The sequence below is a fragment of the Saccharothrix sp. CCNWYY140 genome, assembly GCF_037401995.1.
Taxonomy (GTDB): domain Bacteria; phylum Actinomycetota; class Actinomycetes; order Mycobacteriales; family Pseudonocardiaceae; genus Actinosynnema.
Window position 1 is genome coordinate 25673 of sequence record NZ_JBBEGC010000011.1, and the last position, 25677, is coordinate 51349.

The 25677-nt window shown below is 71.1% G+C and carries 22 protein-coding genes; 13 read left to right on the forward strand and 9 right to left on the reverse strand.

All coding sequences use genetic code 11. From position 1 onward, the window contains the following. Positions 1-52: 52 nt before the first annotated feature. The 8 genes from WBN91_RS08885 (at position 53) to WBN91_RS08920 (ending at position 8847) form a co-directional block, all read left to right on the forward strand. Positions 53-877, forward strand: coding sequence for a TIGR03619 family F420-dependent LLM class oxidoreductase (locus tag WBN91_RS08885; protein WP_337721996.1), 825 nt, complete (start codon positions 53-55; stop codon positions 875-877). Positions 878-939: 62 nt separating this feature from the next. Further along, entirely contained in the window at positions 940-2955 is a 2016-nt protein-coding gene (thrS, locus tag WBN91_RS08890) for a threonine--tRNA ligase (protein ID WP_337721995.1), read from the forward strand. Further along, positions 2952-3494 carry an HIT family protein gene (locus tag WBN91_RS08895; RefSeq protein ID WP_337721994.1) on the forward strand — a complete coding sequence of 181 codons (543 nt, stop codon included), beginning with the start codon at positions 2952-2954 and terminating at the stop codon, positions 3492-3494. The genes thrS and WBN91_RS08895 overlap by 4 nt, the downstream gene beginning before the upstream one ends. A gap of 152 nt (positions 3495-3646) precedes the next feature. Continuing rightward, the gene (locus tag WBN91_RS08900) at positions 3647-4486 is read left to right on the forward strand and encodes a helix-turn-helix domain-containing protein (RefSeq protein WP_337721993.1); all 840 of its coding nucleotides are present in this window, start codon (positions 3647-3649) and stop codon (positions 4484-4486) included. 510 nt (positions 4487-4996) lie between these two features. Further along, positions 4997-5605 (forward strand): phosphatidylinositol phosphate synthase, encoded by a 609-nt coding sequence (gene pgsA / locus WBN91_RS08905; RefSeq protein ID WP_337721992.1) that lies wholly within the window; start codon positions 4997-4999, stop codon positions 5603-5605. Continuing rightward, a complete protein-coding gene (locus tag WBN91_RS08910) occupies positions 5602-6534 on the forward strand; it encodes a phosphatidylinositol mannoside acyltransferase (protein ID WP_337721991.1) in 933 nt (310 codons plus the stop codon). The genes pgsA and WBN91_RS08910 overlap by 4 nt, the downstream gene beginning before the upstream one ends. After that, positions 6531-7649, forward strand: a complete 1119-nt coding sequence (locus WBN91_RS08915; protein WP_337721990.1) for a glycosyltransferase family 4 protein — start codon at positions 6531-6533, stop codon at positions 7647-7649. The genes WBN91_RS08910 and WBN91_RS08915 overlap by 4 nt, the downstream gene beginning before the upstream one ends. A 334-nt stretch (positions 7650-7983) precedes the next feature. After that, positions 7984-8847 carry an NUDIX hydrolase gene (locus WBN91_RS08920; protein WP_337721989.1) on the forward strand — a complete coding sequence of 288 codons (864 nt, stop codon included), beginning with the start codon at positions 7984-7986 and terminating at the stop codon, positions 8845-8847. Between the two features lie 137 nt (positions 8848-8984). Here the strand turns inward: WBN91_RS08920 and WBN91_RS08925 are convergent, their stop codons facing one another. The 7 genes from WBN91_RS08925 to WBN91_RS08955 are packed head-to-tail and all read right to left on the reverse strand — an operon-like array spanning position 8985 to position 15715. After that, positions 8985-9359 (reverse strand): PH domain-containing protein, encoded by a 375-nt coding sequence (locus WBN91_RS08925; RefSeq protein WP_337721988.1) that lies wholly within the window; start codon positions 9357-9359, stop codon positions 8985-8987. Next, complete coding sequence (locus WBN91_RS08930) at positions 9356-9892, reverse strand: DUF4240 domain-containing protein (protein WP_337721987.1); 537 nt, start codon at positions 9890-9892, stop codon at positions 9356-9358. Before WBN91_RS08930 ends, WBN91_RS08925 begins: the two co-directional genes overlap by 4 nt. A 58-nt stretch (positions 9893-9950) precedes the next feature. Further along, positions 9951-10931 (reverse strand): aldo/keto reductase, encoded by a 981-nt coding sequence (locus WBN91_RS08935; RefSeq protein ID WP_337721986.1) that lies wholly within the window; start codon positions 10929-10931, stop codon positions 9951-9953. A 52-nt stretch (positions 10932-10983) separates the two neighbouring features. Continuing rightward, a complete protein-coding gene (locus WBN91_RS08940; RefSeq protein ID WP_337722109.1) occupies positions 10984-11979 on the reverse strand; it encodes a TIGR03842 family LLM class F420-dependent oxidoreductase in 996 nt (331 codons plus the stop codon). A gap of 12 nt (positions 11980-11991) precedes the next feature. Continuing rightward, the gene (gene hydA, locus WBN91_RS08945; protein ID WP_337721985.1) at positions 11992-13377 is read right to left on the reverse strand and encodes a dihydropyrimidinase; all 1386 of its coding nucleotides are present in this window, start codon (positions 13375-13377) and stop codon (positions 11992-11994) included. Then, a complete protein-coding gene (locus WBN91_RS08950) occupies positions 13374-14216 on the reverse strand; it encodes a nitrilase-related carbon-nitrogen hydrolase (protein ID WP_337721984.1) in 843 nt (280 codons plus the stop codon). The genes hydA and WBN91_RS08950 overlap by 4 nt, the downstream gene beginning before the upstream one ends. Further along, on the reverse strand, positions 14213-15715 hold the full coding sequence (locus tag WBN91_RS08955) for an NCS1 family nucleobase:cation symporter-1 (RefSeq protein ID WP_337721983.1): 1503 nt from the start codon (positions 15713-15715) through the stop codon (positions 14213-14215). The genes WBN91_RS08950 and WBN91_RS08955 overlap by 4 nt, the downstream gene beginning before the upstream one ends. Before the next feature lie 232 nt (positions 15716-15947). Between WBN91_RS08955 and WBN91_RS08960 the strand changes: the two genes are divergently transcribed. Both WBN91_RS08960 and WBN91_RS08965 read left to right on the forward strand, forming a co-directional pair. Next, a complete protein-coding gene (locus tag WBN91_RS08960; RefSeq protein ID WP_337721982.1) occupies positions 15948-16922 on the forward strand; it encodes a LysR family transcriptional regulator in 975 nt (324 codons plus the stop codon). Positions 16923-17033: 111 nt separating this feature from the next. Then, positions 17034-18461 (forward strand): S1 family peptidase, encoded by a 1428-nt coding sequence (locus WBN91_RS08965; protein ID WP_337721981.1) that lies wholly within the window; start codon positions 17034-17036, stop codon positions 18459-18461. A gap of 57 nt (positions 18462-18518) precedes the next feature. On the opposite strand, the gene WBN91_RS08970 is transcribed toward WBN91_RS08965, so the two are convergent. Continuing rightward, complete coding sequence (locus WBN91_RS08970; protein WP_337721980.1) at positions 18519-20573, reverse strand: ATP-binding protein; 2055 nt, start codon at positions 20571-20573, stop codon at positions 18519-18521. Between the two features lie 129 nt (positions 20574-20702). Here WBN91_RS08970 and WBN91_RS08975 point away from each other — a divergent pair, with 129 nt between their 5' ends. Continuing rightward, complete coding sequence (locus WBN91_RS08975) at positions 20703-21146, forward strand: hypothetical protein (RefSeq protein ID WP_337721979.1); 444 nt, start codon at positions 20703-20705, stop codon at positions 21144-21146. Between the two features lie 39 nt (positions 21147-21185). Here WBN91_RS08975 and WBN91_RS08980 read toward each other — a convergent pair whose 3' ends face one another. After that, a complete protein-coding gene (locus WBN91_RS08980) occupies positions 21186-22796 on the reverse strand; it encodes a PucR family transcriptional regulator (protein WP_337721978.1) in 1611 nt (536 codons plus the stop codon). 106 nt (positions 22797-22902) lie between these two features. Here WBN91_RS08980 and WBN91_RS08985 point away from each other — a divergent pair, with 106 nt between their 5' ends. Together WBN91_RS08985 and WBN91_RS08990 are read left to right on the forward strand one after the other, a co-directional pair. Further along, positions 22903-24186, forward strand: a complete 1284-nt coding sequence (locus tag WBN91_RS08985; RefSeq protein WP_337721977.1) for an aspartate aminotransferase family protein — start codon at positions 22903-22905, stop codon at positions 24184-24186. Further along, a complete protein-coding gene (locus WBN91_RS08990; protein ID WP_337721976.1) occupies positions 24183-25673 on the forward strand; it encodes a CoA-acylating methylmalonate-semialdehyde dehydrogenase in 1491 nt (496 codons plus the stop codon). The genes WBN91_RS08985 and WBN91_RS08990 overlap by 4 nt, the downstream gene beginning before the upstream one ends. The last annotated feature ends 4 nt before the right edge of the window (positions 25674-25677 follow it).

Consider the following 25677-nt stretch of genomic DNA (forward strand, 5'->3'; position numbering starts at 1 on the left):
CGTGCAGGACTCTCATTTGTCGCATGTCCTGGGCGAACCTACGTTCGAGGGCATGAAGATCGGCCTGTTCGGCATCAACATGGGTCCGTGCGCGGAACCGGAGGCGCTCACCAGGATCGGCGGGCTCGCCGAAGACCTCGGGTACCACCGGCTGTGGCTGGGTGAGCACGTCGTGGCCCCGTCGCCGCGGGTGCCACCGTCCCCGATGGACCCCGACCTGCCGATCCTGGACCCGCTGCTCGCCCTGGCGCACCTGGCCGCCGTCACCCGGCGGGTCCGGCTGGCCACCGGGATCGTGGTCCTCCCCCAGCGCAACCCCGTCGTGCTGGCCAAGCAGCTGGCCACCCTCGACGTGCTCAGCGGCGGGCGGCTGGACCTCGGGGTGGGCGTCGGCTACCTCGAACCGGAGATGACGGCGGTCGGGGTGCCGATGGCGGGGCGGGGAGCGCGGGCCGACGAGCACCTGGCGGCCATGAAGGCGCTGTGGGAGATGCCGGAGCCGGCGTTCCACGGCGAGCACGTGTCGTTCAGCGGGGTGGACGCCCACCCGAGACCGCGCCAGCGACCGGTTCCGGTGTACGTGGGTGGACACAGCGTGACCGCCCGCCGCCGTGCCGCCCGCCACCAGGGTTGGTACGGGTTCATGCTCGACCGCCGGCAGACCGCCGACCAGGTCGCCGGCCTGCCGCCGGGGATCGAGGTGGTGGTGACGCCGTCCGAACGGCTCGACCCGGACGTGGTCGCCGACTACGCCGAGTCGGGCGTGCACGAACTGGCGGTGTGCCCGCCGGCGCGGCACTGGCGGCCCGGCGTCCCGGTGGACGCGTGGGAGGAGTTCGTGCGCGTCAACGCACCGTCAACCCATGTCGGCCGATAAGCGCTGGGTGAGCACCGATAACATCTCGGGGAAAGGCACCACCAGCGACCCGAGGAGTCACCGTGTCCCAGTCGAGCCCCGCAGCCGCTCTCGCCCCACCGCGCGTGGTGGTGCCGGCCGGGACCACTGCGGGCACGGCCGTCCGGGAGGCCGGGCTGCCGGGCAAGGGGCCGGACGCGATCGTCGTCGTCCGCGACGCCGAGGGCCACCTGCGCGACCTGTCGTGGGCGCCGGGGGTGGACGTCGAGGTCGAGGCGGTCGCCGCCGACACGCCCGACGGCCGCAGCGTGATCCGGCACTCCGCCGCGCACGTCCTCGCCCAGGCCGTCCAGCAGCAGTTCCCCGAGGCCAAGCTGGGCATCGGCCCGCCGGTCAAGGACGGCTTCTACTACGACTTCCAGGTCGACAAGCCCTTCACGCCCGAGGACCTCCAGGCGCTGGAAAAGCGCATGAAGCAGATCATCAAGGGCGCGCAGCGGTTCGACCGGCGCGTGGTGGAGTCCGTGGACGCCGCCAAGGCCGAGCTGGCGAACGAGCCGTTCAAGCTCGAACTGGTCGACATCAAGAGCGATGTGGACACGGCCGAGGTCATGGAGGTCGGCGGCGGCGAGCTGACCATCTACGACAACCTCGACCCGCGCTCCGGCGAGCGCGTGTGGGGCGACCTGTGCCGCGGCCCGCACGTGCCGACGACCAAGCACATCCCGGCGTTCAAGCTCACCCGCGTGGCCGCCGCGTACTGGCGCGGCAACGAGAACAACCCGCAGTTGCAGCGCATCTACGGGACGGCGTGGGAGTCGCAGGAGGCCCTGGACGGCTACCTGGAGCTGCTGGCCGAGGCCGAGCGCCGCGACCACCGCAAGCTCGGTGTCGAGCTGGACCTGTTCAGCTTCCCCGACGAGCTGGGCTCGGGCCTCGCGGTGTTCCACCCCAAGGGCGGCATCATCCGCCGCGAGCTGGAGAACTACTCGCGCCGCCGGCACGAGGAGTCCGACTACGAGTTCGTCAACACGCCGCACATCACCAAGAGCGGCCTGTTCCACACCTCCGGGCACCTGCCGTACTACGCGGACACGATGTTCCCGCCCATCGAGTTCGAGGGCGAGGACTACTACCTCAAGGCCATGAACTGCCCGATGCACAACCTGATCTTCAGGTCGCGCGGGCGGTCCTACCGCGAGCTGCCGCTGCGGCTGTTCGAGTTCGGCACGGTCTACCGGTACGAGAAGTCCGGTGTGGTGCACGGCCTCACCCGCGTGCGCGGCCTGACGATGGACGACTCCCACATCTACTGCACCAAGGAGCAGATGGCCGGCGAGCTGCGGTCGCTGCTCAAGTTCGTGCTGGACCTGCTCGCCGACTACGGCCTGACGGACTTCTACCTGGAACTGTCCACCCGGGACGACTCGCCGAAGTTCATCGGCGACCCGCAGGAGTGGGAGGACGCCACCGAGTCGCTGCGGCAGGCGGCCCTGGACTCCGGATTGGAGCTGGTCCCGGACCCGGGCGGCGCCGCGTTCTACGGCCCGAAGATCTCGGTGCAGGCCAAGGACGCCATCGGCCGGTCGTGGCAGATGTCGACCATCCAGCTGGACTTCAACCAGCCCAAGCGGTTCGAGCTGGAGTACACCGCGCCGGACGGCTCGCGGCAGCGGCCGATCATGATCCACCGGGCGCTGTTCGGGTCCATCGAGCGGTTCTTCGGCGTGCTGACCGAGCACTACGCGGGCGCGTTCCCGGCGTGGCTGGCCCCGGTGCAGGTGGTCGGCATCCCGATCGCCGACGAGCACGTGGAGCACCTGGAGCAGGTGGCGGCTGCGTTGAAGTCGCACGGCATCCGCGTCGAGGTGGACGCCTCCGACGACCGCATGCAGAAGAAGATCCGCAACCACACCACGCAGAAGGTGCCGTTCATGCTGCTGGCCGGCGCCAAGGACGTGGAGGGCGGCGCGGTGTCGTTCCGGTTCCGCGACGGCACGCAGATCAACGGCGTCCCGGTGGCGCGGGCCGTGGAGACCATCGTGGACTGGGTGGCGCGGCGCGAGAACGCCTCGCCCACGGCGGACCTGGTCCAGTGACGCCGCGGTACGAGGAACAGGACGGGGTCGGGGTCCACGACGCGTTGCAGCGGCTGTGGACCCCGCACCGCCTCTCCTACGTGCGCGGCGAGGGCAAGGCGGTCGGCGACGAGCCGGAGGGCTGCCCGTTCTGCCGGGTGGTCGAACTCGACGACGCCGACGGCCTGATCCTCGCGCGCGGCGAGCGGGTGTTCGCGGTGCTCAACCTGTACCCGTACAACCCGGGGCACCTGATGGTGCTGCCGTACCGGCACGTCCCGGACTACACGGACCTGACGGTGGAGGAGACGGCGGAGTTCGCCGCGTTCACCCAGCGGGCGATGCACGTGATCCGGGCCGTGGCCTCGCCGCACGGGTTCAACATCGGCATGAACCAGGGCGTCGTGGCCGGTGCCGGCATCGCGGCGCACCTGCACCAGCACGTGGTGCCCCGGTGGGGCGGCGACGCGAACTTCATGCCGGTCATCGGACACACCAAGGTCCTGCCGCAGCTGCTGGGCGAAACCCGGCAGTTGTTGTCGGAGGCCTGGCAATTGTGATTCTCCGTCGGCGGTAATCGCACGTGCAGGTGCATTGGCGGCCGATGGGTGGCGCGAATCACGCCGGAATCGCGGGATGATCACCGCGTAACGGCCAGTATTCCCTGTGTGGCCGATCGTCACGGACCGCGTTCATCGATAACGTGCGTTTCATGACCGCACCTGAGCGTTCGCGGCTGGCCCGAGAACGGCTCTCGCGCGAGTTACGCAGGCTGCGCACGGAGGCCAAGATGACCGGCACGGCCACCGCGCGGGCGACCGGGATGAGCCAGTCCAAGCTGTCCAAGATCGAGAACGGCATGCTCCTCCCGTCCGTGACCGACGTGGAGCGCCTGGTCGCCGAACTCTCGGCGACCCGCGAGACCAGGCTCGAACTGGTGGAACTGGCCCGCCAGCTGCACGCCGAGGCCGAGACGAGGCGAGTGGTCCTGCACCGAGGCGCCCACCGCCACCAGCAGACGGTGGCCCGCATCGAGGCCAGGGCCACGACCAGCCGCTTCTTCCAGAACGCCGGCGTGCCCGCCCTGTTGCAGAGCGAGAACTACCTGAGGGTCGTCCTCTCCGCGACCCCGGCCCACGAGCAGGAGACAGCGGTGGCGACCCTGCGCAGCCGCCGCGCGCGCATGGACGACCTGGGCAAGCGCTTCGTGTTCCTGCTGGCCGAGGCCGCCCTGCGGTGGCGGATGGGCTCGGCGGACCTGATGTGCGAGCAGATCGACCACCTGCGGACGTTGATGCGGCGGCCGAACGTGCAGTTGGGCGTCGTGCCGTGGACGGCGGACGTGAACACGGTGGCTCTGCACGGGTTCCAGGTGTACGACGAGCGCGTCGTGACGCTGAGCGTGCTGACCGGCAACGCGACCATCACCGACCCGCATGACGTGCGCGAGTACTTGACCCTGTTCAACCGGCTGGAGCGGTTGGCGATGCGCGGGGAGCAGCTCGACGACTTGCTGGACACCATCGCCACCGACCACCGCAAGCTCGGCTGAGTCGGCCGGGGTCCGGCGGCGTTGGGCGGCGTCAGGCGGCCTTCGCACGGCGCCGGTGCGGAGGGCTGGCGGGCCAGCCCGGCCAGCGGTGTCGGCGGGCGGCGCGGCGGGGCTCGGCGCCTCCCGAGTGATGGATGGTCGCCACGGCACACCGCGCACAAGCCAGAGCGCCGCCGCCCACACCGCGCCACCCACACCGCGCCGCTGCGCCGCGCCGCTGCGCCGCGCCGCCGTGCCGCGCCGCCCGCGCTGTCGCCCCGCATCCGCAGGCGCGCCGCGTGTGCCGCCCGTGCCGTTGCCGCGGGCTGCCCCGCCGGCCGTTGTCGCGTCGGTTTGTCGGTGGGGCGTGGGATGATGGTGTCGGGGGCCGGAGGCCGGGCCTGGCGTGTTCGTGCTGGTCGTGGCCGACACGACAGGGATCTTGCGCCTACCGCGTCGGCTCGCGCTGAGCTGGGCCGTTAGGCTGCCCGAGACCCAGTCGTCCCCACCGGTAGGTGCAGTCGCCGCCCCATGCTGAACATCTTCGCCCGCGCGTCCGTCTCGCGCGTCACCGATCCGATCGGGGCGTGGCTGCTGCGCCGCGGCCTCACACCGAACGTCGTCACGGTCGCCGGGACCGTGGGGTCCGTTGCCGCCTCACTGTGGTTCATCCCCCGCGGGCAGTTGTTCGTCGGGGCCGCCGTGGTCACGGCGTTTGTCCTGTTCGACCTGATCGACGGCGCGATGGCGCGGGCGCAGGGCGGTGGGACGAAGTTCGGGGCCGTGTTGGACGCCAGTTGCGACCGGATCGCGGACGGGGCGTTGTTCGCCGCCGTCGCCTGGTGGTGCTTCGGGGCCGGGGAGAAGGGGCTGGCTGCCGCCGCGCTGGTGTCACTGGTGGGTTCGCAGGTCATCTCGTACGTGAAGGCGCGGGCGGAGGCGTCCGGGCTCTCCGCCGACGGGGGCGTGGCCGAGCGGGCCGAGCGGTTCATCGTCGTGCTCGTCGGGGTCGGGCTGCACGGGTTGGGCGTGCCGTACATCCTGCCCGTGGCGCTGTACCTGCTGGCCGCCCTGGTCGTGGTCACGGTGGTGCAGCGGGTGGTGGCCGTGTGGCGTGCCGCGAAGGAGCTGGGGACATGAAGGAGCGGCTGGCCGACCTCGGCTACGGGGCGGGGTGGCGGCTGGTGCGGTTGCTGCCCGAGCGGTGGGCAGCCGCGTTGTTCGACCGGGGCGCCGACTTCGCGGCGAAGCGGGGCGGTGGCGGTGTCGAGCAGTTGCGCGCGAACTTGCGGCGCGTGGTGCCGCGCGCGGGTGAGGCGGAACTGGACGAACTGGTCCGGCTGAGCCTGCGGTCCTACGCCCGGTACTGGCGGGAGGCGTTCCGGCTGCCGTCGATGGACCTCGAGGCCGCCTTCGCCGAGTGCGACCGGACGGTCAGCGGCGCCGAGAACCTGGACGCGGCGCTCAAGGCGGGCAACGGCGCGATCTGCGCGCTGCCGCACTCCGGCAACTGGGACATGGCCGGTGTGTGGCTGGTCGGCCACGTCGGCAAGTTCACCACGGTCGCCGAACGCCTCCAGCCCGAGTCGCTCTACCGGCGGTTCATCCGGTTCCGCGAGTCCCTGGGCTTCGAAGTGGTGCCGCTGACGGGTGGCGACCGCAACCCGGCGGTGGTGCTGTCGGAGCGGCTGCGCTCGAACGGGGTCGTGTGCCTGCTCGCCGACCGCGACCTGACCGCGGGCGGCGTGCCGGTGACGTTCTTCGGCGAACGCACCCTCATGCCCGCCGGTCCCGCGCACCTGGCCGCCACGACCGGTGCCGCGCTGCTGCCGTGCGGGGTGTGGTTCACCGACGGCGGCTGGTCCATCCGCATCCACCCGCCGATCCGGGTCGCCGGCCTCAGCGGTGTCGGCTCGGCCACGCAGCAGTTGGCGGACGTGTTCGCCGCCGACATCGCCGCGCACCCCACGGACTGGCACATGCTCCAGAAGCTGTGGCTCGCCGACCTGCCGGAGAGCAGGCAGAGGGCGCTGGAACGGGTGCTGGCCCGCAGGGAGGGCACCCGGTGAAGGTCGGCATCGTCTGCCCGTACTCCTTCGAGGTTCCCGGAGGGGTGCAGGCGCACGTGGTCGACCTGGCGCGCGCCCTGCGGTCCCTGGGGCACGAGGTCGAGGTGCTGGGGCCTGCCGACGACGACACACCCGTGCCCGAGTTCGTGACGCCGGCCGGGCGCGCGGTGAGCATCCCCTACAACGGGTCGGTAGCACGGCTGTCGTTCGGGCCGGTGTCGTTCACGCGGGTGCGGCGGTGGATCGCCGAACACGACTTCGACGTGCTGCACCTGCACGAACCGACCGCGCCGTCGTTGTCGATGCTGGCGTTGATGGTCGCCGACGGGCCGATCGTGGCGACTTTCCACACTTCCACGCCCCGGTCGAAGATGCTGGCGGCGTTCCAGGGGGTACTCCAGCCGTTCCTGGAGAAGATCACCGCGCGGATCGCGGTGTCCGCGCTGGCCCGGCGGGTGCAGGTCGAACACCTGGGCGGGGACGCGGTGGAGATCCCCAACGGGGTGGACGTCGGGTTCTTCGCCGACGCGTCACCGTTGGACGGCTACCCGCGCCCGGGTGGGACGGTGGGGTTCGTCGGCCGGTTCAGCGAGCCGCGCAAGGGGATGCCCGTGCTGCTGGACGCGTTCCGGGAGTTGCCTCCGGACGTGCGGCTGCTGGTCGTCGGACGCGGTGACGAGGACGAGTTCCGCAAGGCCGCCGGGCCGGAGTTGGCGGCGCGGACGGTGTTCCTGGGCATGGTGGACGACGAGACGAAGGCGCGTGCACTGCGCAGCGTCGATGTGTATTGCGCGCCGAACACCGGCGGGGAGAGCTTCGGGATCATCCTGACCGAGGCGATGTCGGCCGGGACGGCGGTGGTGGCGAGCGACCTGGACGCCTTCCGCCGGGTCCTCGACGACGGCAAGGCGGGCGTGCTGACCCCGGTGGGCGACTCGACGGCGCTGGCGACGGCTTTGGGCGAGCTGCTGGCGGACGAGGGGCGGCGGGCGGAGTACGTGGACGCGGCGCGGCAGCGGGTCATGACCTACGACTGGGCTGTGGTGGCCGCGCAGGTGTTGCGGGTGTACGAGAGCGCGATGGCGGCCGACCCGCGGCGGGTGGGCGAGGCGTGACCGGCTCCGGCACGCCGGACGCCGCCGGCTCGGCTGCGCGGGGCGCGGTCGGCTGGAGTGCCGCCGGCTCGGCTGCGCGGGGCGCGGTCGGCTGGGGTGCGGCTGGCTTGGGTACGCGGGGCGCGGTTGGCTCCGGTGCGTCCGGTGCGTCCGGTATGTCGGGTGCGGCGGGTGTGGTCGGCTGGGGTGTGGGTGGCTTGGTTAGTTGTGGGGTGTGGGTGGGGGAAGCGTGACCAGCTCTGGTGTGGCGTGGGCGTTTCTGGTGTTGTTGGGCGTTTTGGTCCTAGTTGGGCCTTGGGTGTTGGGTACGGCGAATCGGCTCGATCGGTTGCACGTGCGGACTGATGCGGCGTGGGCGGCGTTGGATGCGGCTCTTGCTCGGCGGGCGGTGGTGACGCGGGCCGTTGCGGCCGTGTGTGGGACCGGGGAGTTGCGGGCGGCGGCTGATCGGGCTGAGCGGGCCGAGAGGGTTGAGCGGGAGACTGCTGAGAACGAGTTGAGCGCGCTGCTGGACGGGCTTGACCGGTCCGTGTTGGCGCCGGCGTTGGCGGCGGAGTTGTCCGATGCCGAGCAGCGGGTCGTGTTGGCGCGGCGGGTGCACAACGACGCTGTGCGGGACACGTTGGCGTTGCGGCGGTGGCGGCTGGTCCGGTGGTTGCGGTTGGCGGGCACCGCGCCTACGCCGTCGTACTTCGAGATCGCCGAGCCTCAGCACGACGTGCCTACCCAGCGGGTGTCGGCGCGGGTGGTGCTCGTGGATCGGGACGGGCGGGTGTTGTTGTTCGAGGGGTTTGATCCCGCGCGGCCGGATGAGATGTTCTGGTTCACCGTGGGGGGTGGGGTGGAGCCGGGGGAGGAGCTGGCGGACGCGGCCGTGCGGGAGGTGTTCGAGGAGACCGGGCTGCGGGTGTCGGCGGACGACCTGGTCGGGCCGGTGTGGAAGCGGCGGGCGGTGTTCAGCTTCGACGGGCTGAGTTATGCGGCCGAGGAGTGGTTCTTCGTGTGTCGGACCGGGGTGGCGGAGGTTGTGGACACCTCGCGGTTCAACGCGTTGGAGCAGCAGACCATCACTCGGCACCGGTGGTGGTCGGTGGACGAGCTGCGGGCTACCGGTGACACCGTGTACCCGGTGCAGTTCGCCGAGGTGTTGCCGGAGGCGTTGGGCGGGTGGGACGGAGTTACTCGCTCGGTTCGGTGAGTCCGTGTGGCCCGTGGCCGTGTGCCCCGTGCCTGTGTGGCCCCTGCCCGCGCTCCTTGTTTACGGGGACGCGGGAAGCGTCCAGTGGTTCCGAGATCGACATGTCGCACGATCGGGTGAAGGGCACCTGGGCTGGGTCAGAGGATGAAGGTGGCGATCATCTGGCCGAGCAGGCGCACGTCGGCGTGCCCGCGGAACTCCAGGCGCACCTTGCCCAGGCCGGAGAACCACAGGTCCAGTTCCGCGTCCATGTCGAACGTGCCCGCCGTCTCGATGGAGAACGCCTGCACGCGGCTGTAGGGCAGGGACGTGAAGTCCTTCTTCCGCCCCGTCATGCCCTGCACGTTCACGGCGATCACGCGCTTGTTCGTGAACACCACGAAGTCGCGCACCGTCTTGAAGCACGACACGATCTGCTCGCCCTGGATGAGGATCGGGGACACCTGGCCCACGATGTCCTCGGGCCTGCACGGGGCGAGCTTGAACACCGACGCCTTCTCGAAGTCGATCACACCTCCGACGGTACCTCCGCTCCCGCCCAGCCGGCCCGGTTGGCGCCGGATTCCCGGGAGATCCCCGACCCCGTCTCGGGGAAGTCCCCGAACCGCTCCTGGTGCAAGTGGGCGAAGAAGTAGCAGAACTCCTCGGCCTCCGCGTCGGCCACCGCCAACCGCGGGTCGCGCGCGACCGCTTCGTAGAACTCCCGGCCCAGGACCAGGACGAACCCGCGCGCGTACAGGAAGCCGTCGTCGGACCCGTCTGTGTGGTCGTGGACGTCCGCCCGGTCGATTTCGTACAGCTTCCGCTCGGCCACCCGGTCCAGCGCTGTCAGCTCCGCGCTCGACAGGTCCGCGCACAGCTCTGTCAGCCGGTCCAGCACGGCCTCGACCTGCTCCTCCAGCACGGCGGCGTGGTCGAACCCGTCGTCGGCGTCGGGATCGCGCGACACCAGCGCGCGTCGCGCCGCCGCGGCATCGGGTCCGGCACTCGCCCACGACTCTTCCAGCAGGGCCCAGAAGCGGGCCTCGTCCTCGGTGGTGATCATGTCGTGCACGCTAGCGACGGGGTACGACAATTTCGGGGCGCGAGCCGCGGAGGAAATCTCAGCCGTCGACGAAGCTGAGACTGGTCACGTCGTAGCGAGCGCCTGCGACCTGCGCGGCGGCCCCGTCGAGCACCGCCAGGTCGTCCGCGGACAGCTCCACGGTCAGCGCCGCGAGGTTCTCTTCCAGGTTGGCCTGCCGCCGCGTACCCGGGATCGGCACCACATCCTCCCCGCGCTGCTGCACCCACGCCAGAGCGAGCTGACCTGCGGTGATGCCCCGAGAAGCGGCCAAGGCCTCCAGCACGCCGACGACCTCCAGGTTCCGCGACAGGTTCTCGTCGGCGAACCGGGGCTGGGTCCGCCGCACGTCACCGGTGGCGAACTCGTCGGCCGACCGGTACCGCCCGGTCAAGAACCCCCTCCCCAACGGAGAGAACGGCACCAGCCCGATCCCCAGCTCCCGGCACACCGGCACGACTTCCGCCTCGACGTCCCGCGTCCACAGCGACCACTCGCTCTGCAACGCCGAGATCGGGTGCACCGCGTGCGCCCGCCGGATGGTCGCCGCGCTCGCCTCCGACAACCCCAGGTGCCGCACCTTGCCCACCCGGACCAGCGAGGACATCGCCTCGACGGTCTCCTCGACCGGCACGGTCGGGTCCACCCGGTGCAGGTAGTACAGGTCGATGTGGTCGACCCCGAGCCGCCGCAACGAGTCCTCGCACGCCCGCCGCACGTGGAAGGCGTCCCCGCGGATGACCGTCGGCTCGCCGAGCCGGTTGGCGAAGCCGAACTTCGTGGCCACCACCACCTCGTCCCGCCGTCCCGCGATGGCCCGTCCGATCAGCTCCTCGTTGTGCCCGGACCCGTAGAAGTCGGCGGTGTCCAGCATCGTCACGCCCAGGTCGAGGGCACGGCGCACCGTCGCCACCGACTGGTCGTCGTCGGTGGCGCCGTAGCCGTGGCTCATGCCCATGCACCCGAGGCCCTGGGCGGAAACGACGAGGTCGCCGAGGTGTCGAGTGGGAATGCGTGTCATGTCTGCCTCCTAGATCCCGTCGAGGACGCTAGGAGTTGGAGCGCGCACCAGGTCAAGGGACGTGCGGAATGACCTCGTTCCCGTACGCGGTCAGGGTTTTCTCCTTCTCGTCGTGCATCAGGTAGAGCGCGAAGTTGTCCACGCCCAATTCCGCCAACTCCCGCAGCCTCTCCACGTGCGCAGATGCCGGTCCGAGCAGGCAGAACCGGTCCACGATGTAGTCCGGCACGAAGTCCGTCGAACGGTTGCCCGCCTTGCCGTGGTGGGAGTAGTCGTAGCCCTCCCGGTCCTTGATGTAGTCGGTCAACGCCTTCGGGACCACGCCCTCCTCGCCGTACCGCGCCACCAGGTCGGCCACGTGGTTGCCCACCATCCCGCCGAACCAGCGCAGTTGTTCGCGCTGGTGGGGCAGGTCGTCGCCGACGTACGCGGGCGCGGCGACGCACATGGTGATCTCCGACGGATCGCGCCCGGCGGCGACGGCCGCCTCGCGGACGGACCCGATGGTCCACCGCGCGATGTCCGGGTCGGCGGTTTGCAGGATGAACCCGTCGGCCTGCTCGCCGACCATCCGCAGGGCGCGCGGCCCGTAGGCGGCCATCCACATCTCCAGCTTCCCGTTGCGCACCCAGGGGATCCGCACCGGTGTGCCGTGGTGCTCGACCTCCCGGCCCTCCGCGAGCCCCTTGATGACCGTCATGGCCTGCGACAGGTAGGCCAGTGACGCGGGTTTCTGCCCGATGACCCGTCGCGCCGAGTCACCCCGCCCGATCCCGCACACCGTGCGGTTGCCGAACATGTCGTTCAAGGTGGCGAACAGCGAGGCCAGCACGGACCAGTCCCGGGTGCTCGGGTTGGTCACCATCGGGCCGACGACCAGCGACGACGTCCGCGCCAGCACCTGCGAGTAGATGACGAACGGCTCCTGCCACAGCACGGTGGAGTCGAACGTCCAGCCGTAGCGGAAGCCGTTGTCCTCGGCGGCTTCCAGGCCCGCGATCACGTCCCGCGCGGGCGGGTCGGTCTGCAACACGACGCCGAAGTCCACGGCGGTCACCCCTCACACCAGGTACTGGTTCAGGTCGCGGGAGAGGAACCGGCCGTGGCCGGTCGAGCCGTGGAAGCCCGCGCCGTCCACGACCACCCGGCCGCGCGAGAGCACGGTGTCCACCCGGCCGGTGATCTCCATGCCCTCGTACGCCGAGTAGTCCACGTTCATGTGGTGCGTGGTCGCCGAGATCGTCTGGCGGGGTTTCGGGTCGTACACCACGAGGTCGGCGTCCGCGCCGGGCGCCACCACCCCCTTGCGCGGGTACAGGCCGAACATGCGCGCCGGGGTGGTCGAGCAGATCTCCACCCACCTCTCCACGCTGATCTCGCCCTTCACCACGCCCTGGTGCAGCAGGTCCATCCGGTGCTCGACGCCGGGTATCCCGTTGGGGATCTTGGAGAAGTCCCCGCGCCCGAGCTCTTTCTGGTCCTTGAAGCAGAACGGGCAGTGGTCGGTCGACACCACCGACAGGTCGTTGGTGCGCAGCCCCCGCCACAGCTCCGACTGGTGCTCCTTGGGCCGCAGCGGGGGAGAGGCCACGTACTTCGAGCCCTCGAAATCGGGCTTGGCCAGGTCCTCCAGCGACAGGTACAGGTACTGCGGGCACGTCTCGGCGAACACGTTCTGCCCGGTGTCACGGGCCTTGGTCACCGCGTCCAGCGCCTGCGCCGCCGACAGGTGCACGATGTAGAGCGGCGCGCCGGTCACACGGGCCAGCGTGATCGCCCGCGAGGTCGCCTCCCCCTCCAGCTCGGCCGGCCGGGTCAGGCCGTGCTCCACCGGGTCGGTGCGCCCCGACGCCAGCGCCTGCGCCACCAGCTGGTCGATCGCGATGCCGTTCTCGGCGTGCATCATGATCGTGGACCCGGTCTCGCGGGCCTTCTGCATCGCGCGCAGGATCTCGCCGTCGGTGGCGTAGAAGACGCCGGGGTAGGCCATGAACATCTTGAACGTGTTCACGCCCGCCTCGACGCAGGACTCCATCTCCTTCAACGACGTGTCGGTCACGTCGGAGACGATCATGTGGAACCCGTAGTCGATCGCGCAGTTCCCGTCCGCCTTCGCGTGCCACTTGTCCAACGTGGACAACAGGGACGTGCCCTTGGCCTGCACCGCGAAGTCGATGATGGTCGTCGTCCCGCCCCACGCCGCCGCCGTGGTGCCGGTGGCGAACGTGTCGGCGGAGAACGTGCCGCCGAAGGGCATCTCCATGTGGGTGTGCGCGTCGATCCCGCCGGGGATCACGTACTTCCCGGCGGCGTCGATCGTCTCGTCGGCCTGCACGGGAAAGCCGGGCGCGACCAGGGCGGCGATCTTCTCGCCGTCCACCAGCACGTCGGCCGCGACGGCCCCGGTGGCGTTGACCACCAGGCCGCCCTTGATCAGGATCGTCATGGCTTCACCAGCGATTCGTACGAGTCGGGGCGGCGGTCGCGGTAGAACGCCCACAGGTCGCGCACCTCGGCCAGCTTGTCCATGTCGAGGTCGCGCACGACGACCTCCTCCTCCGTGTCCGACGCCGCCTCGCCCACGAGCTGGCCGCGGGGGTCCACGAAGTACGACTGGCCGTAGAACTCGTTGTCCCCCAACGGTTCCACGCCAACCCGGTTGATCGTGCCGACGTAGTACTCGTTGGCCACGGCCGCCGCCGGCTGCTCCAGCCGCCACAGGTACTCCGACAGCCCGCGCGAGGTCGCGGACGGGTTGAACACGATCTGCGCGCCGCCCAACCCCAGCGCCCGCCAGCCCTCGGGGAAGTGCCGCTCGTAGCAGATGTAGACGCCGACCTTGCCCACCGCCGTGTCGAACACGGGGTAGCCCAGGTTGCCGGGCCGGAAGTAGAACTTCTCCCAGAACCCCTTCACCTGCGGGATGTGGTTCTTGCGGTGCTTGCCCAGGTAGGTGCCGTCGGCGTCGATCACGGCGGCGGTGTTGAAGTAGACGCCCGGCTGCTCCTGCTCGTACATCGGCACGACGAGCACGACGCCGTTCTGCTCGGCCACCTGGCACATCAGCTCGGTGGTCGGCCCGTCGGGGATGCCCTCGGTGTAGGAGTAGTAGTCCGCGTCCTGCACCTGGCAGAAGTACGGCCCGTAGAACAGCTCTTGCAGGCACACGACCTGCGCGCCCTGCGACGCGGCGGTGCGGACCGCCTCCACCGCGTTCGCGATCATCGACTCCTTGTCGCCGGTCCACTTCTGCTGGACCAGCCCTGCGCGGACGATGTTGCTCACGCGTGCTCCCTCCGCGGCGCAAGCGCCAGGTAGACGAGGAGGCCGCCGAGCAGGCCGACGACCCAGTTGTAGTCGTAGAGCGGTTTCAGCACCGGGATCAGGCCGTCCGCGGGGAACGGACCCCCGTACGCGCCGCCCACCGCGAGCACCGAGCCCACGGCGGTGGCCAGCACCGCCCGCCAGTTCCAGCCCGCGCGGAACCAGTAGGCGCCGCGCCCGGACAGGTACAGGTCGGGCAGCTCCAGCCGGGTCTTCGAGATCAGCCAGTAGCCCGCGACGAACACCCCGGCCACCGACGCCAGCAGACCGCCGTAGAAGCCCAGCCACGCGAAGATGTAGATGCTCGGGTCGGAGATCAGCCGCCACGGCTGGATCACGATGCCGATCACCCCGGTGATCAACCCGCCCAGCGCGAAGGAGATCTTCTTGGGGAACGCGTTGGAGAAGTCGTAGGACGGGCTGACCACGTTGGCCGCGAGGTTGGCCGAGATGGTCGCCAGCACCAGCGCGACCAGCGCCACCAGCACCACCGCGGTCGAGTCGAACCGGCTCGCCAGCTCCGCCGGGTCCCAGATCGCCTCGCCGTAGAGCGCCATCGCGCCGGACGTGGTCAGGATGGCCACCAGCGCGATGAACGACATCGTCGTGGGCAGGCCGAGCACCTGACCCACGGCCTGCTTGCGCTGGCTGCCGCCGAACCGCGTGAAGTCGGGCATGTTCAGCGACAGCGTCGACCAGAACGCGATCATGCCCATCAGGGCCGGGAAGAACACCTTCCAGAACTCCGGGCCCCACCCCAGCTTGGACGGCTCGGACAGGATCGGGCCGAAGCCGCCCGCCTTGATCGCCACGTAGGCCAGCAGGACCAGGAACCCGACGCTGACCAGGGGAGCGGTCCAGTTCTCGAACCGGCGGATGGCGTCCATGCCGCGCCAGATCACCAGCATCTGCACCACCCAGAAGCCCAGGAAGCACAGCCACAGCGTCCACACCTGGCCCAGCACGACGGGCGCGTTCACCCACCCGTCGCCGGCCAGCCGCCCGACGATGACGTGCAGCGCCTTGCCGCCCACCCACGTCTGGATGCCGAACCACGCGCACGCGATGAACGCCCGCAGCAACGCCACCAGGTTCGCGCCCCGGATCCCGTAGAACGCGCGGGCGAACACCGGGAACGGGATGCCGTACTTCGTGCCCGCGTGGCTGTTGAGCAGCATGGGCACCAGCACGATCAGGTTGCCCAGGGTGATGGTCACGAACGCCTGCACCCAGTCCATCCCCAGCGCGACCAGCGACGCGGCCAGGGTGTAGCTGGGGATGTTGTGCGCCATGCCCATCCACAGCGCGAAGAAGTTGTAGGTGGTCCACGTGCGCTGTTCGAGCGGCACGGGTGCGAGCTCGGGGTTGTAGTGCGGGCTGTCGGAGATGGCGGAGTGGTCGCGCAGCTCCACGCGGCCGTCAGGATCGGATGTGACCTGGGTTGCGGAGTCGAGGGCCATCGGTCACTCCCCTGTTACGCTCGTGAAACACCGTCCACCAGGGCGAATCGGCGCGTTGTTCATCCCGGCATCCTCGGGTCGGCCCGCGTGCGAAGGGCAGTGTCGAAGTGTCCACGTTTGCCATGATCAGGGCACACTCTGTCCATTGCCACTCCGACCGGCCCGGTCAGCGGGGCCGGGGCACCGGCGGTGGCCCTCGACACCCCCGTTCACAGTCCCTACCTTCGGGTGGGTGAAGCTCGAACTGCGGCACCTGCGGGTGGTCTGCGCCATCGCCGACGCGGGCAGCCTGTCCAAGGCCTCCTCCGTGCTGGGACTGGCCCAACCCGCCCTGACCGCCCAACTGCACCGCATCGAGGGACTGCTCGGCGGCAAGCTGTTCGACCGCGACCACAAGGGCGCGCGACCCACCGCGCTGGGCGAACTGGTGCTCGAACGCGCCCGGGTGCTCCTGCCCGCGTTCTCCCGTTTGCAGGAGGACGCGTTGCGCCTGGTGGACGAGGACCAGCCCAGCGACCGGTTCCGGGTGGGCGCGGTGAACGGGCCGATGCTCGGCGGCCTGGTGCACCGGCTGACCGAGGCGCACCCCGGCTCGCACGTCGGCACCCAGGTGTCCTGGTCGGGGGAGGAGCTGGCGGGGGCCGTGGCGCAGGGGCGGCTGGACTACGTGCTGGTCGGGGTGTGCGGTGACGCGCCGCCGCCCTCGGAGTACGGGCTGACCTGGAGCGTCGTCGCCGTGGACCCGGTGTGCGTGCTGATCTCCGAGGACCACCCGCTGACCCTGCTCGACGAGGTGCCGCTGTCGGCGCTCAAGGACATGCAGTGGGCCGCGACGCCCGGCGACGGGTGCTTCGGCGACTGCTTCTCGGCGGCCTGCACGCGGGCCGGGTTCGCCCCGCGCACGCTGTACGAGGTGGACATCATGGGCTGCATCGACCTGGCGCAGTCCGGTGACGTGATCGCGCTGTGCCAGCCGACGTTCCGCCGCACGCCGGGCCTGGCGGTGCTGCCCATCGCGGGCGTGCCGCTGCGTTGGCGGCACCTGATCGGCTGGGACCCGGAGAGCGCGGCGGCGGCTTTGGGACCGCAGGTCCTGCGGTACGCGGCGGAGGCCTACCGGGAGAAGGCCGAGCGCAACCCCCGGTACACGGGCTGGCTCGCCGACCACCCGGAATTCGGGGCGGTGCCGCACCACGCCGCGGTCTGATTTTTTGCTTGGCCATCACCGGGTCTTATGACCGAAGCGGTATTACCGCGAACGGACGGGCGGAATTACTTTTCACGGGGAATCCCTGCACTCCCTTCGAGGAGAATCCCCATGTCAAGACTGTTGAGACCGCTCGTGGTCGCGGCGGCCCTGGTGGCCGGTGTGGTGGCCGCTCCGGGTGCCCAGGCGTCGAGTCAGGACGCCTCGGGCCAGGACGCCGAGATCCTGTCGGCGATCCAGCGCGACCTCGGCCTGTCCGCCGAGCAGGCGCGGGCGCGGCTGGCGGCGGACAAGGCGTCCAGCGCGACCGCCGCCGGCCTGCGCAAGCGGCTGGCCGACCGGTTCGGCGGGGCGTGGATCGACTCGTCCGGCGCCCTCCAGGTCGCCGTCACCGACGCCGCCGCGTACCCCGGCGGTCGGGTGGTGCGGCACAGCGAGCGCGAACTGGACGCCCTGAAGTCCAAGTTGGACGGTCGGGCGAGCGCGGCGCCGCGGTCGGTGCCGGGCTGGTACGTGGACGTGGCCGGCAACTCGGTGGTCGTGAAGTCGCACCCGGCCGGGCTGGCCGCCGCGCGGGCGTTCGTGGCGGGCAGCGGTGTCGCGGCGTCGGCCGTGCGGTACGTGACGACCGACGAGTCCCCGCGCCCGCTGATCGACGTCATCGGCGGCAACGCCTACACGATCGGCAGCGGCACCCGGTGCTCGGTGGGCTTCTCGGTCAACGGCGGTTTCGTGACGGCCGGCCACTGCGGCACGACCGGCGCCACGACGTCCAACCCGAGCGGCACCTTCCGCGGCTCCAGCTTCCCCGGCAACGACTACGCCTGGGTGCAGGTGGCGGCCGGCAACACCCCGCGCGGCCTGGTGAACAACTACTCCGGCGGCACGGTCTCCGTGGCCGGCTCGCAGGACGCGGCCGTGGGCGCCACGGTCTGCCGCTCGGGTTCCACCACGGGCTGGCACTGCGGCACCATCCAGGCCCGCAACTCGTCGGTGAGCTACCCGCAGGGCACCGTGACCGGCCTGATCCAGACCACGGTGTGCGCCGAGCCGGGCGACTCCGGCGGCTCCCTGCTGGCCGGCAACCAGGCCCAGGGCGTGACCTCGGGCGGTTCGGGCAACTGCTCGTCGGGCGGCACGACGTACTTCCAGCCGGTCAACGAGATCTTGCAGACCTACGGCCTGTCCCTGGTGACCGGCGGGGGCGGCGACCCCAACCCGCCCACCGGCTGCTCCTCTTCGGAAGCCAGGTACAACGGCTCGCTGGCGTCGGGCGGGCAGGCCTACCAGCCGGGCGGCAGCTACTACCAGTCCACGGTCTCGGGCGCGCACGTCGGCTGCCTGGTCGGCCCGACCGGCGCGGACTTCGACCTGTACCTCCAGAAGTGGAACGGCAGCTCGTGGGTCGTGGTGGCGAAGGGCGACAGCCCGGAGGCCAACGAGTCGGTGACCTACAACGGGACGCCTGGGTACTACCGCTACCGGGTCCACGCGTACAGCGGCTCGGGGGCGTACACCCTGGGCATCACCAACCCCTAGCCTCCGGGGTCCGGTGAGCGAGCGGTCCCGTGCCCCCGTCCCCCGGGCACGGGACCGTCACGCGCGCTCCAGTTTCGCCGAGACGAGGTCGGCGTCGTGGTGGTCGATCTCGACCAGCAGTGACAGCGCCTCGGTCCAAGCACTGCGGGCGGCGGTGCGGTCCCCGAGCGCGTCCTGGGCGTCGCCGAGGCGGTCGAGGGTGCGGGCCAGCGACCACACGTCGCCCCACGCCCGTTCGAGGGCAGCGACGACCCCGTAGTACTCGACGGCCCTGCGGTGGTCGCCGAGGTGGTGGAGCGACCGTCCGATGGCGTTCAGGGCGCTGGCGAGGTTGAGCAGGTCGTCCTCCGCCGAGAGGATCTCGGCCGCCCGGCGGAAGTGCGCCAATCCGCCTCGGTGTTCACCAACCTCGTCGAGGACCCGACCGAGTTGGGCCAGGGAACGTGCTTCGGCTATGGGGTGACCGGCCCGGCGGGCCAAGCCGAGCGCCTGGCGCGCATGGCGCATCGCGTCGGCCCGGTGGCCGAGCCGCAGGCGCGCGAAGCTCATCATGTGGTGGACGTGGGCTTCTTCGGCGGGCTCGGTCGAGATTCGGAGGGCGGCCTCGAGCATCTCGACCGCGTCCTCGTAACGGCGATTGAGCATGTGGATGCGGCCGAGCAAGCGCAGGGGCACCACTGCGGCTTCCGCGGCGCCTTCGCTCAGTGCGGCCCGCGCTGCCTTTCGTTGGGTGGCTGCCCAGTCGCTCCAGTGCCCCCGCCACCCGAAGTACGACGACATGGTCCACGGCAGCCGCCAGACGTGGCCCGTCATCCCGCGCTGCTCTGCGAGGTCGAGCACGCGCAGGAGGTTCGTGTGCTCATGGGCGAACCACCGCATCGCGGCCAGGGGGTCGGCCAGGGGCGTGGTCGTGGTGCCGGGTGCGGGCGGGTCGAACGGGATGGGCGAGCGGCGCGGGTAGAGCAGGCGTTCACCGGCCCGCGCGGTGTGCAGGTAGTGGTCGAGCAGCCGCGTGATCGCCGCCTCCTCGGGCTCGGCCGCCCCGGCGAGTTCGGCGGCGTACTCGCGCAGCAGGTCGTGGGAGCGGAAGCGGCCGGGTGCGTGCTCGGTCAGCAGGGAGAACCGGATGAGGGTGGTCAGCAGCGGCCGGATCGGGTGCCGGCCCGCGAGACTCGCCGCGGCGTCCTCGCCGATGTCGGGGCCGGGGTGCAGGCTGAGCAGTCGGAACAGGCGGGCGGCGTCCGGGGGCAGGGCGCGGTAGGAGGAGGCGAAGATCGCCTGGAGGTCGGTGTGGGGGCTGTCGTCGGTGGCCAGTTCCGCCAACGCGGTGGCGATGCGGTCGAGGGGGCGGTGCGCCTCGGTCACCGCTTGCGCCCCGGCGATCGTGAGGGCGATCGGCAGGCGGGCACAGCGCTCGACGAGGGCGTCCGCCGCACGGCTGTCGGCGCGCACCCGGTCCGCGCCGAGGTGGATCGACAGGATCGCACGGGCCTCCTCCAGGGTCGGCACGTCGAGGACGACCTGCCTGGCCTGTTCCCGGGCGACGAGGCTGGGCAGCAGGTTGCGGCTGGTGATCAGCACCGCGCAGGTGGGGCTGCCGGGCAGCAGGGGACGGATCTGGTCGGCGTCCACGGCGTTGTCCAAGAGCACGAGGACCCGCTTGTCCTGCACCAGGCTCCGGAACATCGCGGCCTGCGACTCGGGGTCGACGGGCAGTCGGTCCCCGGACACCTGGAACGCGTCGAGGAAGCGGCGGACCGCCGCGGCGGGACTCAGCGGCTCGTCCGGGCCGAATCCCCGCAGGTCGACGTAGAGCTGCCCGTCCGGGAAGCGGTCGCGGCACCGGTGCGCCCAGTGCACGGCGAGCGTCGTCTTCCCGACGCCGGCGCTGCCCGCGATGTAGGTGATCGGGAAGGCGTCGGTGTCGAGGTGCTCGGTCAGGGTGGCGAGTTCATCGGCGCGGCCCACGAAGTGCGGCACGGACGGCGGCAACTGGTTGATCGCGACCGGTGGGGGCGAGGGGTGGAAGTGGAGGTTGCCCTTGATGGTGCCTGCCTGCACGACCGGGCCGGTGGGGGAGCCGGTCAGGGTGTTGGCTAAGTCTCCGTCCAACGGGGGGCCTCGTTCGGGTGACTTGGCGATACGCAGTGTCAGTCACCCTATCGAGCGGGTGTGGAAGTTCGGGGTGGGTGCCGATGTCGGAGAGGTCAAGTGATCGGTCCCCAAAAGGTTAGGAACATCGTGTCTGCACACCGCACCCGCGGAATCCTGCGTGCCGCCGCCCTCCTCGCCGTCGGTGCCTCGCCGCTCATGGCCGGGGCCGCTTCGGCCGCCGAGGCGCCCGACCTCGCCGAGGGCAAGTTGGGTGAGGCCCCCAAGGTCGACTTCGACGTCACCAAGCAGGTCACCGACCTGCTGGACGCCAAGACCGTGAAGCTGCCGGTCGCGCTGCCCGAGGCCCAGGCCGCCCTGGAGACGCCGAAGCTGCCGGTCGAGGCGCCGACGGCGGAGGAGGAGCGCAGCCTGACCAAGGGCGTCGCGCTCCCGGCCGCGCCGAGCTCGATCACCCCGCCGGAGATCAAGCTGCCCAACGTGCAGCAGCCGAAGCTGCCGGACGTGCCCGACGTGCCGTCGTCGCTGCCCGACGTGGCCAAGCCGCCGGTGGACGCCCCCGTCGAGGGCTGAGCCCGACCCGACCGGCGCGGGGGACGTCCTCCGCGCCGGTCAGTCCGCCATCTCGCGCACGAGCAGGGCCACGTAGAGCGAGAGCACCGACTCCGGGTCCTCCAGCGACACCCCCAGCACCTGCTCGATCCGCCCCAACTGCTGGTAGTACGCCGTCCGCGACAGGTGCGCCGCCGCTGCCGCCGCCGACTTGTTGCCCCCGTGCTCGCAGTAGCACCGCAGCAGCTCCAGCAACCGGCTGCCCTGGCCCGCGTCCCGGGCGGCCAGCGTGCCCAGTTCCCGGTCCGCGAACGCCCGGACCCGCTCGTCGTCGCGCAGCAGGTGCAGCAGGCCGCGCAGCCGGACGTCGTCGAGCCGGTGGTACAGCCGGGTCCCGGGCGACCGCAGTGCCGCGCCGGCGATGTGGGCGGCCTCACCGAGGCTGCGCCGCACGTCCGGCACCGAGGACACCGTCGTCCCCACGGCCATCACCACGGGCAACGCGTGCTGGGTCGCGGCGGCGGTCCGGTGCACCTCGCGCGCCAGGCGCCGCAGCACACCGTCCAGCCCGGCGGCGGGCGGCAGCGACAGCAGAGCGCGCACGGAGGTGTCGTCCACGACCCCGACCAGCGCGGGCACGGTCACCCGCCGGGTCGCCAACGCCGTCGCCTCCGCCAGGTCCCGCAACACCTCCTGGGTGGCGAGCGCTTGCGCGGGCACCGACGCCGCACCCGGCCGGATCGCGACTCCCACCAGCTGCCGCCGTTCGAGTGGCACGCCCAGGGCCGCCGCCCGCGCGGGCAGGTCGTGCGGCGGGTGGCCGAGCAGCTGGGTCAGCAACGTCCGGTGGGTCTGGCGTTCCAGCGACTCCCGGTCCCGCGCCACCAGCCGGTGCACGGCCAGCGCCGACGCCGCCCGTTCGGCGACCACGACCAGCCGGTGCGGCGGCGGTTCCGGGGTCACCACCACGAGCCGGCCCCAGTCCGCGCCGCGCGCCCCGACGACGGTCACCAGCCAGCCCGCGCCTTCGTGGTACGCCGTCCGCTCCGACACGGTGACGGCGTGCGACCGCGTGCCCCAGTCGGCGAGCAGCGCGGTCGGGTCCTGGCCGGCGGCGTCGTAGGCGAGCACCTCGTGCCCGAGGGTCTCCAGCACGACGGGCAGCCCGGACGTCCGCGCCACCTCGCGCAGCACCTCCGCGGGCTCCGCGCCGGCCACGGTCAGCGCCGTGAACGTCTCGTGCACCTGCTCCGCCGCCCGCAGCTCGGTGAGCTGGGCGTCCACGATCAGCGACACCACGGCCTCGGTCACCGCGACGAACCGCGTCTCCCGCGCCAGCGCCACCAGCGGCAGCCCGTGCCGTTCGGCGGCGGCCACCAGCGCGCCCGGCACGCCGTCGCTCCACCGCCGCACCAGCTCCACAACCAGCCCGGACGCCCCCACGGCGGCCAGGTCGTCGACGTACTTCCGCAGCCCCGCCGGGTCGTCGGGCAGCGCGATCCCGGTGGTCAGCACCAGCTCGCCACCGCGCAGCAGGTGGGCGATGTCGGCGACCTCCGCCGCGTGCACCCACCGCACCCGCCGCTGCATCCCGGCCGCTCCCGCGAGCACCCTCGGCTCACCGCGCCGGACCACTGGCAGGGCCAAGGCTTCCGCCACCGTGGGGTACATGGACACAACGTAATGCCAAGACCCGAAAAGCGGTACAGGTTGTGCATGGCGAGCACCCGCGCGGTCCCACCACACTTCCGGGCAGGGACCCGACGAGGAGGACGCGATGTCACCCACCGAAGGTGATCAGCTGTTGACCCGGCACCGCGCGGTGATGCCGAAGTGGCTCGCCCTCTACTACGACAACCCCATCGAGTTGGCCAGTGCCTCCGGCCGACGGGTCACCGACCGCGACGGCCGCACCTACCTGGACTTCTTCGCGGGCATCCTGACCAACGCGATCGGCTACGACGTGGCCGAGATCAGCGACGCCATCCGGTCCCAGCTCGCCACCGGCGTCCTGCACACCTCGACGCTGTACCTGATCCGGTCCCAGGTCGAGCTGGCGGAGAAGATCGCGGAGCTGTCGGGCATCCCGGACGCCAAGGTCTTCTTCACCAACTCCGGCACCGAGGCCAACGAGACCGCGCTCATGCTGGCCACCCAGTTCCGGCGCAGCGACCAGGTCCTCGCCCTGCGCAACTCCTACCACGGGCGTTCCTTCGCCAGCCAGGCGATCACCGGCAACCGGGGCTGGTCGGCGTCCTCGCTCAGCCCGGTGAAGGTGAGCTGGGTGCACGGCGGCTACCGGTTCCGCAGCCCCTTCAAGGACTACTCCGACGCCGACTACGTCAAGGCGTGCGTCGCCGACCTGCGCGAGGTCATCGAGACGACCACCGCCGGCGACGTGGCGTGCATGATCGCCGAGCCGATCCAGGGCGTGGGCGGCTTCGCGACCCCGCCGGACGGGTTGTTCGGCGCGTTCAAGGAAGTCCTCGACGAGTACGGCATCCTCTTCGTCTCCGACGAGGTGCAGACCGGCTGGGGCCGCACCGGCTCGCACTTCTGGGGCATCCAGGCGCACGGGGTGGTCCCCGACGCGATGACCTTCGCCAAGGGCCTGGGCAACGGCCTGGCGATCGGCGGCGTCGTGGCGCGCGGCGACCTGATGGACTGCATCACCGCGAACTCCATCTCCACCTTCGGCGGCAACCCGGTGTCCACGACCGGCGCGTTGGCGACGCTGAACTTCCTGCTGGACAACGACTTGCAGCAGAACGCGGAGAAGATGGGCGAGCGGCTCATCGACGGCCTGCGCGCCATCGCCGAGGACCGGCCGGCCGTCGGGGACGTGCGCGGCAAGGGCCTGATGGTGGGCGTCGAGCTGGTCGGACCGGGCGGTGAGCCGGACCCGAAGAAGGCCGCCGGCGTGCTGGAGGGCGCGCGGGAGCGCGGGCTGCTGGTGGGCAAGGGCGGCTTGTACGGCAACGTGATCCGGCTCGCGCCGCCGATGACGGTGACCGAGGACGAGGTCGAGGAAGCACTGGGCATCCTGGGAGACGTGCTGTGAAGATCACCCACTGGATCGGCGGGAAGTCGTGGCAGGGCGAGAATGCGCGCAGCGGTGACGTCTACGATCCGGCCACCGGGCAGGTGGCGGCTCGGGTGGACTACGCTGACGCGTCCACTGTGGACGAAGCGGTCGCGGCGGCGCGGGAGGCTTTCGCGGTGTGGCGCGGCGCTTCTCTGGCGCAGCGGGCCAACGTCATGTTCGCGTTCCGGGAGCTGTTGAACGCGCGCAAGTCCGAGCTGGCGGCGATCGTGACCGCCGAGCACGGCAAGGTGCTCTCCGACGCGGCGGGCGAGGTGCAGCGGGCGTTGGAGGCGGTCGAGTTCGCCTGCGGCATCCCGCACCTGCTCAAGGGCGGGTTCAGCGAGAACGCATCCACGAAGGTGGACGTCTACTCCATCCAGCAGCCGCTGGGCGTGGTGGGCGTGATCTCGCCGTTCAACTTCCCCGCGATGGTGCCGCTGTGGTTCGTGCCCAACGCGATCGCGTGCGGCAACACCGTGGTGCTGAAGCCCTCCGAGAAAGACCCTTCGGCGTCGGTGTTCATCGCGGAGCTGTTCGCCGAGGCCGGGTTGCCGGACGGGGTGCTGAACGTGGTGCACGGGGACAAGGTGGCCGTGGACCGGTTGCTGGAGCACCCGGACGTCAAGGCGGTGTCGTTCGTGGGGTCGACGCCGATCGCCCGGTACGTCTACGAGACCGGGACCCGGCACGGCAAGCGCGTGCAGGCGTTGGGCGGTGCCAAGAACCACATGGTCGTGCTGCCGGACGCCGACCTCGACCTGGCGGCGGACGCGGCGGTGTCCGCCGGGTTCGGGTCGGCGGGGGAGCGGTGCATGGCGATCTCGGTCGTGGTCGCCGTGGACCCGGTGGGCGACGAGCTGGTGGCGAAGATCGAGGAGCGCATCGCCCGGCTGCACGTCGGGGACGGTCGTCGGCCGGGGTGCGAGATGGGGCCTTTGGTGACCGGGGCACACCGGGACCGGGTCGTGTCCTATGTGGACACTGGTGTGGCCGAGGGTGCTTCGCTGGTGGTGGACGGGCGTGGGCACCCGATCGACGGCGCTGCCGAGGGGTTCTGGCTGGGTCCGACCCTGTTCGACCACGTCGGGACGGACATGTCGATCTACCGGGACGAGATCTTCGGGCCGGTCCTGTCGGTGATGCGTGCCGGCAGCTACGACGAGGCGGTGGAGGTCGTCAACGCCAACCCGTACGGGAACGGCACGGCGATCTTCACCAACGACGGCGGCGCGGCGCGGCGGTTCCAGAACGAGGTCGAGGTGGGGATGGTCGGCGTGAACGTGCCGATCCCCGTGCCGGTGGCGTACTACTCGTTCGGCGGGTGGAAGGACTCCCTGTTCGGCGACTCGCACGCATACGGGCCGGAGGGCGTCCACTTCTACACCCGGACCAAGGTCGTGACCGGCCGCTGGCTCGACCCGTCGCACGGCGGCGTGAACCTGGGCTTCCCGCAGAACACCTGAGCAC

Bases quoted from the DNA above. Each gene is read 5' to 3' on its own strand.
- WBN91_RS08965 (WP_337721981.1), top strand. From the start codon at position 17,034: ATGTCAAGACTGTTGAGACCGCTCGTGGTCGCGGCGGCCCTGGTGGCC.
- WBN91_RS08935 (WP_337721986.1), bottom strand. From the start codon at position 10,931: ATGACACGCATTCCCACTCGACACCTCGGCGACCTCGTCGTTTCCGCC.
- WBN91_RS08910 (WP_337721991.1), top strand. From the start codon at position 5,602: ATGAAGGAGCGGCTGGCCGACCTCGGCTACGGGGCGGGGTGGCGGCTG.
- WBN91_RS08885 (WP_337721996.1), top strand. From the start codon at position 53: ATGAAGATCGGCCTGTTCGGCATCAACATGGGTCCGTGCGCGGAACCG.
- WBN91_RS08955 (WP_337721983.1), bottom strand. From the start codon at position 15,715: ATGGCCCTCGACTCCGCAACCCAGGTCACATCCGATCCTGACGGCCGC.
- WBN91_RS08985 (WP_337721977.1), top strand. From the start codon at position 22,903: ATGTCACCCACCGAAGGTGATCAGCTGTTGACCCGGCACCGCGCGGTG.
- WBN91_RS08930 (WP_337721987.1), bottom strand. From the start codon at position 9,892: ATGATCACCACCGAGGACGAGGCCCGCTTCTGGGCCCTGCTGGAAGAG.
- WBN91_RS08900 (WP_337721993.1), top strand. From the start codon at position 3,647: ATGACCGCACCTGAGCGTTCGCGGCTGGCCCGAGAACGGCTCTCGCGC.
- hydA (WP_337721985.1), bottom strand. From the start codon at position 13,377: ATGACGATCCTGATCAAGGGCGGCCTGGTGGTCAACGCCACCGGGGCC.
- pgsA (WP_337721992.1), top strand. From the start codon at position 4,997: ATGCTGAACATCTTCGCCCGCGCGTCCGTCTCGCGCGTCACCGATCCG.
- WBN91_RS08980 (WP_337721978.1), bottom strand. From the start codon at position 22,796: ATGTACCCCACGGTGGCGGAAGCCTTGGCCCTGCCAGTGGTCCGGCGC.